The sequence below is a fragment of the Stenotrophomonas sp. STEN056 genome (assembly GCF_056759635.1).
Window position 1 is genome coordinate 29261 of the sequence record NZ_JBRRDL010000004.1, and the last position, 13753, is coordinate 43013.

Sequence of the window (13753 nt, forward strand, 5' to 3'; positions counted from 1 at the left end):
TCAGCGCCGCACGATTCGCTTCAGCTTTGTCGCCAGAGATGCAGCAGCTCGCATGCGGCGGCAGGGTTGCGATGCTTGGCTGCGCTGATGAAGTAGATGAACACCTCGCGCGGTGTATCAGCCGCTGTGGAGGGTGCGACGTGTGGCAGATCCTGTGGATCCTGGCCGTCCCGCCAGGCGCGTGCGCGTTGCTTCCACTGCAGTAGCTCGGCTGTCGGGTAGCCGGTGGGGTGTTCGTCGCGGCTGCGCATCAACCGTGCGTAGACGAAGTCGCTGCTCAGGTCGGCGGCATTGGGATGGTCGGGCGAATCGGTGTAGACCAGAGCCACGTTGTGCTGCCGTGCAAGTGCGACGGTTTGCGGGTCGAGGAAGGCCGGGTCACGGATTTCCAGTGCATGCCGCTGGCGGCGGCCATTCACCTGTGTGGGCAGCAGCGCAAGGAAGGCGGCGACATCGTCGCGGTCCAGGGTGCGGCCGGACTCGAACTGCCACACCAGCGGACCCAGCCGGTCGCCCAGGTGACTGATGCCGTCGATGAAATCGTTGATCTGCCCGCCGGTGCCGGCCAGTTTGCGGGCGGTGACGATGCGCTTGGGCGCCTTGGCCGAGAACACAAAACCTTCCGGCGTGGCATCACGCCAGCCGGCGTACACCGAGGGTTTCTGCGTGCCGTAGTAGGTGCCGTTGATCTCGATGCTGGTCAACTGACGGCTGGCGAACTCCAGTTCGCGGCGTTGGACCAAGCCTGCCGGATAGAACATGCCGCCGCGCCACGGTGCATAGACCCAGCCGCCGATGCCGACGTGGATATCGGGGTAGAGCCCATCCGCAGCGCTGGGGGTGGTGGCAAACAGATCGTTCAAGGCAAGGCCTGCAAAGGTAGGAGCGGGCTCGGCCGCGAAGTTGGCAATGTAACCAACTGCACGCGCCACGCCGAACAACCGTAGTGCCGAGCCATGCTCGGCAGCGGCGTTCGAGAGGGTGTCTGCAGCATGCAGGGGGCGAAGGCCCTGCCGAGCATGGCTCGGCACTACATGGCTGCCGGGGCCCAGGGATCGTACGTGCCAAACCACCACAGGTGGCCTTCGACATCGCGGCAGGCATAGCCACGGCCGCCGTAGTCCTGGTCGGCGATGGCCATGATGATTTCCGCACCGGCGGCCTGGGCCTGGGCGTAATGTGCGTCGGCGTCACTGACGATCACGCAGGCGCTCTGTGTCTCCAGGCCGCCCACTTCGTCGGGCTGGATCATGTTGTTGCCCCATTCGCCCGGCTGCACCGAGCTGAGCATCAACATGCCGTTGCCGAATGTCAGCTGCGCGTGGTGAACGGTGTCGCCGTCCTGGTACACCGCATGCCGCTGGAAGCCGAACGCGCGGCACAACCAGTCGATGGCCGCGGGCGCATCGCGGTAGCGCAGGCAGGGGATGATGGTGGCGGTGGTAGATGCGGCAAGATCCATGGCGGTGCTCCGGCAGGTGCGCAGGAGGCGAGGGTGGGCGCGGCCGCGTTACCATCGCGAGAAGACCGGCCCGGGCATGGGCGGCATCGATCCAACGGGAGAACGTATTGAACAAGTGGTTTGGGGGCGGGCTGTTGCTCGCGATGGGCGTGGTGGCACCAATGGCCAGCGCACAGGAGGCCAGCGTGCCGGTGGAATTGCAGCAGTTGGATGCCACGGTTGAGCGGGTACGGCAGCAGTTCGACGTGCCCGGTGTAGCCGTCGCCGTGGTCAAGGACGGCAAGGTGGTGCTGGAGCGCGGCTGGGGCGTGCGTGAACTGGGCAAGCCCGAGCCGGTGCAGGCCGACACGCTGTTTGCCATTGCCTCCAATACCAAGGCCTTCACTGCGACCTCGCTGAACCTGCTGGCCGAAGACGGCAAGCTGAAGATGGACGACCGGGTGATCGACCACCTGCCGTCGTTCCGCATGTCCGACCCCTATGTCACCGGCGAGATGCGCATCCGCGACCTGCTCTCGCACCGCAGTGGCCTGAGCCTGGGCGCCGGTGACCTGCTGTTCTGGCCGACCACCACCTACAGCAATGCCGACGTGGTGGCGCGGCTGGCGCAGGTGCCGTTGAAGAACGGCTTCCGCGACCGCTATGCCTACGACAACATCCTGTACGCGGTTGCCCAGCAGGTGATCGAGAAGGTGTCCGGGCAGTCGTTTGCTGACTTCCTGCAGCAGCGCATCTTCGACAAGGTCGGCATGGCCGATACGCGCTACAACGCCGATCACCTGAAGCCCGGCGACAAGGCTGCAGTGGGCCACGCCAAGTTCGACTTCACCGATCTGCGCCCGGTGCCGCCGCTGACCTGGTCCAACAACGCCGGTGCCGGCGGCATTTATTCCAGCGTGCACGACCTGGCCAAGTGGATGAACGTGCAGTTGGCCGAAGGCAAGCTCGCCGACGGCACGCCGCTGTTCACCGAAAAGACCCAGCAGCAGATGTGGCAGATGCAGATCCCGCAGGTGGTGCCCAAGCCATCGGTGCCGGAGCTGGAAGCCGCACGGCCCAATTTCGCCGGGTATGGCGAGGGCTGGAGCCTGAGTGACTACCGTGGTCAAAAACTGGTGTGGCACACCGGCGGCTGGCCGGGGCAGGTGTCGCGGCTGACCCTGGTGCCGGGCCAGAACCTGGGCGTGGTGGTGCTGACCAACCAGGAAGCCGGCGCGGCCTTCAACGCCATCACCATGAGCGTGCTGGATGCCATGTTGGGTGCGCAGGGCAACGACTGGGTGGCCGCGTATGCCGCCGGCGTGGCCAAGGCACAGAGCAATGCGGACGAAGGCTGGGCCAAGCATCAGGCCGCGCGTGATGCCAAGTCCAAGCCCTCGCTGCGCCTGGCCGGCTATGCCGGTGCGTACCGCGATCCGTGGTACGGCGATGTCTTCATCGAACAGAAGGGCAACACGCTGCGGCTGCGCTTTGGCGCCACCGCGGACCTGGTTGGCACGATGGAGCATTGGCAGCACGACACCTTCATCGTGCGCTGGGACAACCGCTCGCTCAACGCCGACGCCTTCGTCAATTTCAGCCTGGACCCGGATGGCAAAGTGCGTGACGTGCGGATGCAGGCGGTGTCGTCATTGACCGATTTCAGCTTCGACTTCCAGGATCTGTTGTTGACGCCCGTGGGGAAGTGAATCCCGGGAAGTACCCCGGTTCCTAGACAGACACAACACAGGCCGCGATGGGACAATCGCGGCCTGTACTGTTTCTGCAGGCCATTGCAATGCTGCGTTGGTTCGAGTCGTTGATCCCCGTGTTCCCGCCGGTCGATGCGCGCATGCCGCCGCGCGGCGTGGTCCGTTTCTACCTGCATTACCTGCGCCCGGTGTGGCCGGTGCTGCTGGCCACGCTGGTCGCCGGCCTGCTGCTGGCACTGGTGGAAGTGGCGATGTTCGACTTCCTCGGTCGCATCGTGGACATGCTGTCCGATAACCCGGGCGCGGGTTTCTTCCAGCGGCACGCCAATGAGCTGCTGTGGATGGCCGGCATCACCCTGCTGGCGCGGCCGTTGCTGGTGGCCCTGCACAACCTGCTGGTCAACCAGTCCATCGTGCCGGGCCTGAGCAACCGCTCGCGCTGGCTGATGCACAACTACGTGGTGCGGCAGAGCCTGACCTTCTTCCAGAACGACTTTGCCGGCAGCGTCGCCAACCGGGTGATGCAGACCGGCACCTCGCTGCGCGAATCGGCGGTGCAGATGGTGGATTCGCTCTGGTACATCGTGGTCTACACCGGCACCGCGCTGTACCTGTTCGCACAGGCGGACTGGCGCTTGATGTTGCCACTGGCGGTGTGGCTGGTGGCTTACGTCGGCATTGGCGTGTACTTCGTGCCGCGCATGAAGCACCGCGCATGGATCGCCTCCGATGCCCGTTCCAGGGCGATGGGGCGCATTGTTGACGGTTACACCAACATCGCCACGCTCAAGCTGTTCGCGCACAGCGGCCATGAGCAGCGCTATGTTGCCCAGGCCATCCAGGAACTGGCAGAGAAGCACCGCGCGCAGACCCGCATCACCACCGGGCTGGAAATGGTGATCGCCGTGCTCAACGGCTTCCTGATCGTGGGTACCTGCGGCTTGGCGTTGTGGCTGTGGAACGACAGCCTGATCAGCGTGGGCGCCATTACCCTGGCGACCGGCCTGGTGATCCGCATCCACAACATGTCCGGCTGGATCATGTGGACCATCAACGGCATCTTCGAGGACATCGGCACGGTGCAGGACGGCATGGAAACCATCGCCCAGCCGATCGCCGTGCAGGACAGCGCCGATGCCGTGCCGCTGCAGGTGAGCGCCGGTGCGGTGGATTTCCAGAACGTGCACTTCCACTACGGCAAGCACGGTGGGGTGATGGCCGGTTTGGACCTGGCAGTGAAGCCGGGCGAGAAAATCGGCCTGGTCGGGCCGTCCGGTGCCGGCAAGTCCACCCTGGTCAACGTGTTGCTGCGGCTGTACGACCTGGAAAGTGGCCGCATCCTGATCGATGGCCAGGACATTGCCCGCGTCACCCAGGACAGCCTGCGCGCGCAGATAGGCGTGGTGACGCAGGACACCTCGCTGCTGCACCGCTCCATCCGCGACAACCTGCTCTACGGGCGCCCGGACGCCAGCGACGAGCAATTGCGCGCGGCCGTGGCCAAGGCGCGTGCCGAAGGCTTCATCGACTCACTCGTGGACGGGCAGGGCCGGCAGGGCTATGACGCGCATGTGGGCGAGCGCGGCGTGAAGCTGTCCGGAGGCCAGCGTCAGCGCATCGCCATTGCGAGGGTGCTGCTCAAGGACGCGCCGATCCTGATTCTGGATGAAGCAACCTCGGCGCTGGATTCGGAAGTGGAGGCCGCCATCCAGGACAGCCTGGACGAGTTGATGGGCAACAAGACGGTGATTGCGATCGCACACCGGCTTTCGACCATTGCGCGGATGGACCGGCTGGTGGTGATGGACCAGGGCAGGATCGTGGAGACCGGCACGCATGCCGAACTGATTGCCGCCGGTGGTCTGTATGCACGGCTGTGGGCGCGCCAGACCGGAGGGTTCGTGGCGGCCGATGCGTGATGCCAGCGCAGCATCCATGCCACTTTTGCGAACGTTGCCTTCATCCAACCCTTCTCCCGCGTTGTGGGAGAGGGGGCAAGTGCACGACACGCCGACGCATTGCGAGCCCCTCTCCCGCAACGCGGGAGAGGGGTGAAGGCATGGGTGCAGCCAAGGGCTAGCCGAGCAGTACCCGGCCAAGTACCGCGACGGCGCCGGCCACCACGACCGCCAATGCCATCAGCCAGGCACGGCGTGTGCGACGGTCTGCCGCGGCAGCCCCTGCGGCAAACAGCGCGCTGCGGCGTGCATCGCTGGCAGCCACCAGGGCGCGGGCGCGTTGCGCACCTTCTTCAGCCGGAACACGGCCGACCTCGATGTCCTCGGCGATGCGCTCCAGTTGCTGCATCGTCTCGGTCTGCAGGCGTTGCAGTTCCACCAATGGGTCATGGGCAGGCATGTTGGTCCCGTGTGATGTCATTGCCCGGTGGGTGCCGACTGCAGCGCCTGGCGGATGACACGCGACAAAGTGGCAGGGTCGGTGGCGGACAGGTGTTGCCCAAGCCGCACCAGGCCAATGCCGAAAGCCGCCATCACCAGGCCGGGCAGGGCGACGGGGACCAGCAACAGGTCCAGCCGACCGAACTGTATGGCGCTGACCACCGTCCACAGCACGCAGAAGCCCAGCCAGAACAGCATGAAGGCATGGACGAAGGCGGGCAGCGCGAAGCGGCCACGCAGCTCACAGCCCCGCGCGGTGTCCACGAAATGGCCCCGGAAATGCGGCTTGAACGAATTGCGCGCCACACTGCGGTGATACAGGTTTACCTGCGTTTCCCGCACCGAACCGCCGATGCTGCCGGTGGCGGTGATATTGCCGCGTGCGGTGGCCGCGCGCAGGTTCTGCACGGCCTGTTCGCGTAGCAAGGGGCTGGGGAACACGGCAGGCGTGCGGGGGAACAACCAGGTCCAGAAAGACATACGTTCCATCATTGCGTGGCAGGACAAGATAGCCGGGCACCCTGTGCCGTGGCTATTGCTTGCCGGGGCTGATGACGCGCGTGGCCTTTTTCACCTGCGCGGTGATCTTCTTTTCGACCTCGGACGTCAGCGCGGTGAGCGCGAACACGGTGGGCCACATGTCACCGTCATCCAGCGCGGCGCTGTCGTTGAAGCCGAGCGTGGAATAGCGCGCACCGAACTTGCTGGCACCCTGGAAGAACACCACCACCTTGCCGTCCTTGTTCGCATACGCGGGCATGCCGTACCAGGTCTTGGGTGACAGCGCCGGTGCGGTGGCGCTGATGATCTCGTGCAGGCGACGTGCCATCTGCGCTTCGGCCGCGGGCATCTGGCCGATCTTGTCCATGATGTCGGCTTCGCCTTCGGCCTTGAGCTTGCCGGCCTTGGCTTCGGCTTTCAGCTCGCGGGCGCGCTCCTTCATGGCGGCGCGTTCTTCGGCGGTGAATCCATCGGACTTGGGCATGACGGTCCCTGCACATGGTGTTGGAGAGCCAGCGTTATACCGCGCCGCTTCGGGCCATGTGTAAAGCCGGCGGCTTCAACCGAACAGGCCGCCAAACCCGCGCAGCTGGTACCAGGCCGCAGCGGCGATGGCAGCGGCGCAGGCCAGCACCGCCAGCATCACCCGGCGCAGCTCGCGCCGGCTGCCATCAACCTGTGCCTGGGCCTGCAGCGCCATGCGCTGGTGGTGTTCGAAGGCCGCGCTGGACTGGGCCATCGATTTCTCGTTCATCGCCACGATGTGTGCCATCAGCCGGTTCTGCTCGGCCAACAGGTCGCGGATCTCGCTCAATACGGAGTCGTTCACGGCGGTAGTCCAGGCGGTCAATGCGTGCGTGCGGCTGGCGGCAAACCCTACAGCAGGCGGGTGCCGAGTGGGACGTCATGCTCGGGCATGCACAGCGTGACGTGCCCGTCGCTGTTGTGGAAGCCGGTGACCAGGCATTCGGACATGATCGGGCCGATCTGCTTGGGCGGGAAGTTCACCACGGCCACCACCTGCCGGCCCACCAGTTGTTCGGGCGTGTACAAGGCGGTGATCTGCGCACTGGACTTGCGCATGCCCAGCTCCGGGCCGAAATCCACCTGCAGGATGTAAGCCGGCTTGCGGGCCTGTGCAAAGGGTTCTGCGGCGACGATGCGACCGACGCGCAGTTCCACTTTGCTGAAGTCATTCCAATCGATGGTTTGCATGGGCAGTGCTCGCTCAGGGATGCCGTTGAATACCGTTGCACGCCGCGCAGGTCAAGCCGGTGCAGAAGCGGACGTGCTCAGCGGTGCGTCAACGCATGCCGCGCGTGCTGGCGCTGACGCCAGTGGCTGGCGATGGCGGCAGCGATCAACCCGCCGATCAGGCTGGTGTGCTCCAGTGCCCAGAACATCGCAGCTTTCGCCTGCGCATCAGGCAACGCCCAGAAGCGATGGACGATGAGGATGGTCAGCAGCAGGAACACCGACAACGCACCGGCGCCCAGCCACAGGGCGCGGTCCAGCAGCAGTAGCACTGAACCCATCAGCAGGGTGAGTGCGGTGGCGATGTTGAACAGCCAGTCCGGATGCAGGCCGGCAGCCCGCATTTCGGCGAGGCTGCCCTGGAAATCGAAAAGCTTGGCCAGCCCGGAGGAAAGAAACACGACCGCCAGCAGGATGCGGGCGAGCAGCCACAACCCATTGCTGTCCAGGGCGTTGTCGATCAGGTGACGCATGCAGGAACCTCCGTGGCGCGGGATGAGAGTGAAGACGCCGCACACGGCAAGCAGGGAGAGGGCAGAGCGCTTGCCAGTGGCGGCGCGGGCACGATAAGACCTCAACTTAAGTTGAGGTCAAGGCGGTCGGTCATCGGAAGGCAGATCGCTGCCCGGCACGGAATGCAATGCGCCCTGATGACGCAAGGCTGCCCACCCGGCGCTGATGCGCGACGACGTCAGTCGTCGTAGGGCAGGTCGTCCGGATCAACGCCGACGTGATCCGGGGCGGGTAGCTCACGCAACCGATACGCAGACACGGATTCCTGGCCGGCAAGCAAGGCCTTGACGATGCGGTGCATGCCATCCATCACCTTTCCCCGTGGGCAGAGGATGACGGGAAAGGCCAGGTCGGTGGCGGCCACCAGCTGCATATGGCCGGCGATGGAGCGGCAGGTCGGCACGTCGCCTTCGCTGTCGTACCAGTAGGGCATGTCCAGCTCGGCAATGGCGGCAAGCGGAACCTGCTCGACCGGAAGGTCACGTGCAAGTGCGACCAGCCGGTGCACGTCCCAGGCCAGCAGGCCTTCGCTGGAATTCCTGAAGTGGTACTGCCTGCGCATCGATGGTTCCGGGGCGTTGCTGCGGGTACGGCAGCTTACATGCGCAGGCCAAACTCCAGAAAGCTGCTGCCGCGCCATTCGATTTCCAGCGGCGCGCCGGCGTCGGCGAGGGTTTCGTCGGCGGGTTCCTTGCCGCTGCCGAGGTTGAGCTGGCGGTCCGGTTGCTTGACCACACCCAGCGACACCACCAAGCGGCTGCCAGCAGGCATGCGCCGCCCCAGCAGGCGCGTGTCTTTCACCTGCAGCTGTTGCGCTACCCCCGGCTGCAACAGCCGGCGCTGGCGGCGGTCGGCGTTGTAGCTGGCGCGCTGCAGCCACCAGCCCAGGTCGAGGTATTGGCCTTCGGCATTGCGTTCGTACACGGCAATGGCGATGTCCACATCCTGTTTGTTGATGCGGAAATCCAGCATGCCGCTGAAATCCCCGGCCAGCTCGGTATCGGCCGGCATCGGTGCGCTGACGAACAGCAGCCCTGCACGTGGATCCAGTTGCAGGTTCACCGACTGGCTGGGCAGTGGCGTGGCCGCATCACTGCGGTCGGTGAAGTCCACGCGTTGTTTCACCGACAGCTCAGGGCGGGGGTGTTCGGACAGTTGCTGGGGGCCCTCTGCCGTGCCCGGCACCAGATAGAGCTTGCGTCGTTGCGTGGGCATGGCCTCCAGCGTGTGTGCATGGCGCCAGGTATCGGCGCCCATCACCTGCCAGTTGACGCGGTCGGCCAGCACCGGGGGCTTCGCTGCGCCCTTGAACACATGGTCGAACCAGGACAGGCGCAGGGCCTGCAGGTCGATGCGTGCGGACGGATCGGTGGCGTAACCCTGTACCACCGGCGCCACGCCGGTCTGCATCGAGAAGTGCTCGAACGGGCCAATCAACAAGGTGTGGTCGGCATCGGGCCGGTGCCGCAGATGCTCGCGGAAGTAGTGCAGGGCGCCGATCTGTGCGCCGTCGAAATAGCCGGTGGTGGCGAGTACCGGGATATCGATCGCGGCGAATTCGTCCCCTTGTGGAGTCATGGCCTGCCAGTAGCTGTCATAGGCCGGGTGTTGCAACCAGCGGCTGAAGATAGGGTTCGGCGTGCCGTCGATGGCGGGCAGGTCGCGGTAGGCGCGGCCGCTGGCGTAGCTGTTGCGGTCGAGCGCGTTCCAGCGTTCGCGGTCGCCGTAGTTGGCATCGTCGAGCGCGCGGTTGCTCGCCGTATACGCCGGCCAGGCGTACATGAAATTCAGGAATACGTTGCCTTCCATCGGCACGTCGATACCGGGGGCGGCCGTGGCCGAGGTGGCAATGGCCTTCAGCGCCGCAGGCCGGTGCTTCAGCGCGGCCCATTGGGTGAAGCCGCTGTAGCTGCCGCCGTACATGCCAACCCGCCCGTCGCTCCACGGCTGCGCGGCGATCCACGAGATCACCTGTGCCGCGTCTTCACCGTCATGCACGAATGGCACGATGGCATCGGGGCTGCGGCCCTTGCCGCGGCTGTAGCCGACCACGCCGGCATAGCCATGGGCGGCGACCTTCTTGGCATCCAGCCACGCCCAGTCGTCGTTGGCGTAGATGGTGAAGGTGAACAGTGCCGGCAAGGCGACGCCGGTGCGCGGCCGCACGACCAAGGCGGCAATGCTTGCGCCATCGCTGGTGCGCACCAGCGCGTCGCGGTCGATCAGGTAGCGGCGTGCATCGTCCTTGGCCAGTGCGTCGTTGAACAACGGCAGGAAGGCGCTGTAGGCCGAAACCACCTGCCAGGTGCGGACCAGCTCAAGGGCTTCGGTCTGCGATAGCGCGTGCTTGCCGGCAACGCTGGCGATGGCGGCATCGAAGTCGCCACGCAGGCGCGGCAGATGGCTGCCGAAGGAATACTCGGCCTGAAAGGCGGTCTTGTCCTGCAGCGCTGCGAAGCGCTCGGCGAATACCGCCGGCCATGCCTGCGCGTAGGGCTCGCGGCGCTCTGCCTGGCGCATTGTTGCCAGGGCGTGGATTTCGTACTGCAGGAACAGCGGTGGCTGCGACGGGTCATCGCCGCGCAGCGCACGCAATGCATGGATGCTCTGCAGCGCCTGGCGGTACTGGCCAGCGGCCATCTGCAGGCGGAACAGCGTGCCCAGATGACGTTGCTCGTCCGGGTCACGGAAATCGGCGATCAACTCCCGGGCGAGCGCAGGTATGGCCTTGTCGGCGTTGTCGGCCTGTATCGGCAGCGGCAGATGCAACGGCGCGGCAGTTGCGGGCAAGGAAAACATCAGCAACACCAACAGCATGAACGTCTTCATAGGCAGCCTGGTGGAGTGGGTGGGGCGTGTGATCGCGGTGGCGTGCTCTGGGTGCGGCGTGTGAAGGGTGGCTCCGCTCAGGCAGCGGTCTTCTTCAGCGCCATGCCGACGCTGGCCGGTGCGGTGAGCGCAAAGCCGTACTGCTGGTACAGCCGGTAGGCCTCGCCGTCGGCGAGCAGGCTGACATAGGCCGATGCGGGTACTTCGCGCGCGATGTAGGCGGCGATTTCGCCCATGACCTGCTTGCCCAGCCCCTGCCCCTGGTACTCCGGCAGCACGGCAATATCGACGACCTGGTAGAACGTGCCGCCATCGCCGATCACCCGCCCCATCGCCACACTCTGCTCACCGTGCAGCAGCTGTACGGCAAACAGCGTGTTGGGCAGGCCGCGGGTGGCGGCTTCCAGCGTCTTGGGGCTGAGCCCGGCCGCCTGGCGCAAGTGCCGATAGGTTTCGATGGAAGGGGTTTGGTGAAGAACCGTGAAGCCGGATTCGCTCATCGGAGATCAGCCTGCATGGGAGTGGGAACGCTGAAGACGCGGAGGCTCAAGCCGGTGTTGCCAGCGGCACGTACACCTCATGCCACAGCGTGACCTTGCCCGCCTCGTCAAAGTGCATCAGCAGCATCGCGCGGAACAACTCGCACCTGCCGTCGTGATGGGCGATCTTCGCGCGCATTGAGAAGGCCACCGACGCGCCATCGACCAGCGCATGGTCAACCTCGTAGTCGATACCTTGCATGCCGGCTTTCATGCCGTTGAGGAATTCCAGGTAATTGGCAGGGTTGGCTTGGTAGCGGCGGCCATTGGGTTCGACGATGAACTGCCCGGCGAAGCACTCACCGATCAGTGCTTCGGTCAGCACGGAATCGCGGTTGAGATGCCGGCGGTTCCAGTCGAGTACGGAATGGGCCAGCTGAAGGTAGTGCGCGCGTTGGTTTGTCATGGGGGCGTCCGGGTTCCAGGTGTCGCTTGGTGATGCATTGGCCCGGAACGGCGCAGGACAGAGGAGTTCCGGTTGCAGTGGGCGGCAATGCTTCTGTCGATACTGTACGGCCTGCCCTGTGTGGCGTGATGCATCCCTTCCGGAGAAGGGATGCGTTGGCCCGGTTACGGCAACGGCGGCGGGTTGCCGGGCGCCGCGTGCGCGGTGCTGGCGGCCGGCGACACGGGGCTGCCCAGCACGGCCTGGGCGATAAGGTTGTCCAGGCGGCGCACGTCCAGCCCCTTGTTGAGGTTGACCTTGATGTGGCCGGCCTTGGTCCAGAGCTCGATCTCGGAGTTGAAGTTGAACAGGCCGTGGCCGTTCTCCGAGGACCACATGTAGATGGACGAATAGGGCAGGGAGTAGATCTCCACCTTCTTGCCGGTGATGCCCTGCGCATCGCGCACGATCAGCCGCTTGTTGGTGAACACCGCCGAGTCGCGGAAGGTCTTGTAGGCCGCCACGGCGGTCTCGCCCGGCACCAGTATCGCGTTGACGTCCTGCGGAATCGGGCACTCCGATACCAGCGTCCAGGCCAGGATTGCATTGGTTTCCATGGTGAAGCCGTCCCCTGTAATGGTGCGTTGTCGTGCAATGGAGGCGGAATTGTAGACAGCGCGCAGGCCACCGCAACAGGCCGCAATGCCGGCCTGCGGGAAGTATGTGGGATTAAGCTCAAACGCTGCTGCGCAGGCGGGTTGCGTCCAGTTGCGGGAAGCGTTCGATGATCTGCACGGCCTCCTTCCAGCGGGCCGGGTCGGCCAGTGGCAGGAACACGGCGGGCAGGTCCTGGAACAGGAATTCCACGCCGCGTTCGGGCGTGGACTGGCCGGCGATGATGGTTGGCACGCGCCCGTTGCGCAGGTGCCAGACCAGCTCCTCGATCACATCGTTCCAGGCTTCCTTCTCAAGATCATCGATCCATTGCATGAGTGCCTGACGCCCGGGCTCAGCCGGGCGACGCAGCGCCAGCGGCCTGTAAGAAGGTTGGGCGAGCTCTGGCGGTGTAGCGAATCCTGTGCCGAAGCCGCTCGGTTCGTACTGCGCAATGCCGGCTGATCATGCCACACCGGCAGGGCGGCACGCAGGAACAGGCTGCGATGAACTCCGGACATTCGGTGCGGGTCATCCATGCCGGGGTTCTAGCCGCGGCTACGGTGCCCGGCGATATGGCTCGCAGCCGATGCCGTCATTGTCGCGATCCAGGTGGCTGCCATAGCCCGGATCGCCGCGGCGGACAGGCGCTGCACCGGCTGCGCGGGCCTCGCTGCAATTGGCGAACATGCGGTCGCCACTGGCCGGGCGTGTCGGCGCCGGCGCTGCATTGAAGCTGCTGCGCACCGCCGGTGATGGTGTGCCACGGTGGCAGTGGTAGTGGCCGGTGCTGCGGTTGGTGTGGCAGCCGTCCTTGTTCAATCCGCCCGAATGCGCGTGCGCTGCGGCATTGATCGTGCTGCAGGCAAGGAAGAACAGAAGTGCGGCGGGCGCATTGCGCATTGGGCTCTCCCTGCAGGAACGGGTCTAGCGCCGCGTCTTCTCGTAGACGGCGGCAACCTGCGCGAAGCTGGGGTTGGACATGCCCATGCCGTTGACGAACACCGCAGGGGCGCCCTGCTTGAAGACTTCCACCGTGCGATCCACCGCAGCGCGCTGTTCAGCGCTGGGGTTCATCAGGTCGAAGGAAATGGAGCTGCCCCGTGTCACCGGAATGCCCTGGTCTTTCAGCGCCTGGATGAGTGCTTCGGCGCGCTGTGCCTGTTCGGAAGGGCAGTTGGGTGGCGCCAGGACCAGCACGGTATTGCGCGGCGTGCCGCCGGGCATTTCCACCGGAACAAAACCGTCGCTGCTGCCGCTGACGCTGGTTGCGACCGGGTTGGATGGCCCGCGCTTGCTCCACCAGTTGTAGCCGCCAGCCAAACCCAGGACGAGCAGAAGAATCACCCATGAACGCATGTCCCATCTCCTTGTGTGCGGTACTTCGAGTCACTTCAATTGCGTGTGCCAGCCTGGCCGTAGATGCCCGAAGCCGCGCCATCGGCAGGCATCTGCCAACGTGATGCTTGCCCCCGGCCACAAGGCAATTGCCTGATTCCCCACGTTCCCCGGCCTGCGTTGCGCTG

At 65.3% G+C, this 13753-nt stretch carries 18 protein-coding genes; 2 read left to right on the plus strand and 16 right to left on the minus strand.

From position 1 onward, the window contains the following. Positions 1-20: 20 nt before the first annotated feature. Together ACVOLO_RS03380 and ACVOLO_RS03385 are read right to left on the minus strand one after the other, a co-directional pair. Positions 21-863, minus strand: a complete 843-nt coding sequence (locus tag ACVOLO_RS03380) for a DUF72 domain-containing protein (RefSeq protein WP_481569028.1) — start codon at positions 861-863, stop codon at positions 21-23. 167 nt (positions 864-1030) lie between these two features. Continuing rightward, complete coding sequence (locus ACVOLO_RS03385; RefSeq protein ID WP_481568871.1) at positions 1031-1462, minus strand: VOC family protein; 432 nt, start codon at positions 1460-1462, stop codon at positions 1031-1033. A gap of 107 nt (positions 1463-1569) precedes the next feature. Here ACVOLO_RS03385 and ACVOLO_RS03390 point away from each other — a divergent pair, with 107 nt between their 5' ends. Together ACVOLO_RS03390 and ACVOLO_RS03395 are read left to right on the plus strand one after the other, a co-directional pair. Then, complete coding sequence (locus tag ACVOLO_RS03390; protein ID WP_481568872.1) at positions 1570-3150, plus strand: serine hydrolase; 1581 nt, start codon at positions 1570-1572, stop codon at positions 3148-3150. 89 nt (positions 3151-3239) lie between these two features. Further along, positions 3240-5072 carry an ABC transporter ATP-binding protein gene (locus ACVOLO_RS03395; RefSeq protein ID WP_481568873.1) on the plus strand — a complete coding sequence of 611 codons (1833 nt, stop codon included), beginning with the start codon at positions 3240-3242 and terminating at the stop codon, positions 5070-5072. 157 nt (positions 5073-5229) lie between these two features. On the opposite strand, the gene ACVOLO_RS03400 is transcribed toward ACVOLO_RS03395, so the two are convergent. The 14 genes from ACVOLO_RS03400 to ACVOLO_RS03465 form a co-directional block, all read right to left on the minus strand. Next, entirely contained in the window at positions 5230-5511 is a 282-nt protein-coding gene (locus tag ACVOLO_RS03400; protein WP_481568874.1) for a hypothetical protein, read from the minus strand. A 17-nt stretch (positions 5512-5528) separates the two neighbouring features. Then, the gene (locus tag ACVOLO_RS03405; protein WP_481568875.1) at positions 5529-6032 is read right to left on the minus strand and encodes a hypothetical protein; all 504 of its coding nucleotides are present in this window, start codon (positions 6030-6032) and stop codon (positions 5529-5531) included. Between the two features lie 52 nt (positions 6033-6084). After that, positions 6085-6537 carry an iron chaperone gene (locus ACVOLO_RS03410; protein WP_481568876.1) on the minus strand — a complete coding sequence of 151 codons (453 nt, stop codon included), beginning with the start codon at positions 6535-6537 and terminating at the stop codon, positions 6085-6087. 75 nt (positions 6538-6612) lie between these two features. Next, entirely contained in the window at positions 6613-6882 is a 270-nt protein-coding gene (locus ACVOLO_RS03415) for a hypothetical protein (RefSeq protein ID WP_481568877.1), read from the minus strand. Between the two features lie 47 nt (positions 6883-6929). Beyond that, positions 6930-7268: a tRNA-binding protein gene (locus ACVOLO_RS03420; protein WP_481568878.1), complete on the minus strand. Its 339-nt coding sequence runs from the start codon at positions 7266-7268 to the stop codon at positions 6930-6932. 77 nt (positions 7269-7345) lie between these two features. Then, positions 7346-7780 (minus strand): DoxX family protein, encoded by a 435-nt coding sequence (locus tag ACVOLO_RS03425; protein ID WP_481568879.1) that lies wholly within the window; start codon positions 7778-7780, stop codon positions 7346-7348. Positions 7781-7998: 218 nt separating this feature from the next. Continuing rightward, positions 7999-8382: a hypothetical protein gene (locus ACVOLO_RS03430; RefSeq protein ID WP_481568880.1), complete on the minus strand. Its 384-nt coding sequence runs from the start codon at positions 8380-8382 to the stop codon at positions 7999-8001. A gap of 35 nt (positions 8383-8417) precedes the next feature. Continuing rightward, the gene (locus ACVOLO_RS03435; RefSeq protein WP_481568881.1) at positions 8418-10649 is read right to left on the minus strand and encodes a CocE/NonD family hydrolase; all 2232 of its coding nucleotides are present in this window, start codon (positions 10647-10649) and stop codon (positions 8418-8420) included. Positions 10650-10726: 77 nt separating this feature from the next. Then, positions 10727-11149, minus strand: coding sequence for a GNAT family N-acetyltransferase (locus tag ACVOLO_RS03440; protein WP_481568882.1), 423 nt, complete (start codon positions 11147-11149; stop codon positions 10727-10729). A 46-nt stretch (positions 11150-11195) separates the two neighbouring features. Further along, complete coding sequence (locus ACVOLO_RS03445) at positions 11196-11594, minus strand: hypothetical protein (protein WP_481568883.1); 399 nt, start codon at positions 11592-11594, stop codon at positions 11196-11198. A gap of 164 nt (positions 11595-11758) precedes the next feature. Beyond that, entirely contained in the window at positions 11759-12190 is a 432-nt protein-coding gene (locus ACVOLO_RS03450; protein ID WP_481568884.1) for a PH domain-containing protein, read from the minus strand. A gap of 118 nt (positions 12191-12308) precedes the next feature. Further along, positions 12309-12563 carry a hypothetical protein gene (locus ACVOLO_RS03455; protein ID WP_481568885.1) on the minus strand — a complete coding sequence of 85 codons (255 nt, stop codon included), beginning with the start codon at positions 12561-12563 and terminating at the stop codon, positions 12309-12311. Between the two features lie 222 nt (positions 12564-12785). Then, positions 12786-13130, minus strand: coding sequence for an excalibur calcium-binding domain-containing protein (locus ACVOLO_RS03460; protein WP_481568886.1), 345 nt, complete (start codon positions 13128-13130; stop codon positions 12786-12788). Positions 13131-13154: 24 nt separating this feature from the next. Beyond that, on the minus strand, positions 13155-13586 hold the full coding sequence (locus tag ACVOLO_RS03465) for a hypothetical protein (RefSeq protein WP_481568887.1): 432 nt from the start codon (positions 13584-13586) through the stop codon (positions 13155-13157). Positions 13587-13753: the final 167 nt, after the last annotated feature.

Excerpts from the sequence above, each read along its gene's own strand:
- ACVOLO_RS03385 (WP_481568871.1), bottom strand. The coding sequence starts at position 1,462 with ATGGATCTTGCCGCATCTACCACCGCCACCATCATCCCCTGCCTGCGC.
- ACVOLO_RS03445 (WP_481568883.1), bottom strand. The coding sequence starts at position 11,594 with ATGACAAACCAACGCGCGCACTACCTTCAGCTGGCCCATTCCGTACTC.
- ACVOLO_RS03410 (WP_481568876.1), bottom strand. The coding sequence starts at position 6,537 with ATGCCCAAGTCCGATGGATTCACCGCCGAAGAACGCGCCGCCATGAAG.
- ACVOLO_RS03435 (WP_481568881.1), bottom strand. The coding sequence starts at position 10,649 with ATGAAGACGTTCATGCTGTTGGTGTTGCTGATGTTTTCCTTGCCCGCA.
- ACVOLO_RS03460 (WP_481568886.1), bottom strand. The coding sequence starts at position 13,130 with ATGCGCAATGCGCCCGCCGCACTTCTGTTCTTCCTTGCCTGCAGCACG.
- ACVOLO_RS03440 (WP_481568882.1), bottom strand. The coding sequence starts at position 11,149 with ATGAGCGAATCCGGCTTCACGGTTCTTCACCAAACCCCTTCCATCGAA.
- ACVOLO_RS03395 (WP_481568873.1), top strand. The coding sequence starts at position 3,240 with ATGCTGCGTTGGTTCGAGTCGTTGATCCCCGTGTTCCCGCCGGTCGAT.
- ACVOLO_RS03455 (WP_481568885.1), bottom strand. The coding sequence starts at position 12,563 with ATGCAATGGATCGATGATCTTGAGAAGGAAGCCTGGAACGATGTGATC.
- ACVOLO_RS03465 (WP_481568887.1), bottom strand. The coding sequence starts at position 13,586 with ATGCGTTCATGGGTGATTCTTCTGCTCGTCCTGGGTTTGGCTGGCGGC.
- ACVOLO_RS03405 (WP_481568875.1), bottom strand. The coding sequence starts at position 6,032 with ATGTCTTTCTGGACCTGGTTGTTCCCCCGCACGCCTGCCGTGTTCCCC.
- ACVOLO_RS03430 (WP_481568880.1), bottom strand. The coding sequence starts at position 8,382 with ATGCGCAGGCAGTACCACTTCAGGAATTCCAGCGAAGGCCTGCTGGCC.
- ACVOLO_RS03420 (WP_481568878.1), bottom strand. The coding sequence starts at position 7,268 with ATGCAAACCATCGATTGGAATGACTTCAGCAAAGTGGAACTGCGCGTC.
- ACVOLO_RS03400 (WP_481568874.1), bottom strand. The coding sequence starts at position 5,511 with ATGCCTGCCCATGACCCATTGGTGGAACTGCAACGCCTGCAGACCGAG.
- ACVOLO_RS03450 (WP_481568884.1), bottom strand. The coding sequence starts at position 12,190 with ATGGAAACCAATGCAATCCTGGCCTGGACGCTGGTATCGGAGTGCCCG.
- ACVOLO_RS03425 (WP_481568879.1), bottom strand. The coding sequence starts at position 7,780 with ATGCGTCACCTGATCGACAACGCCCTGGACAGCAATGGGTTGTGGCTG.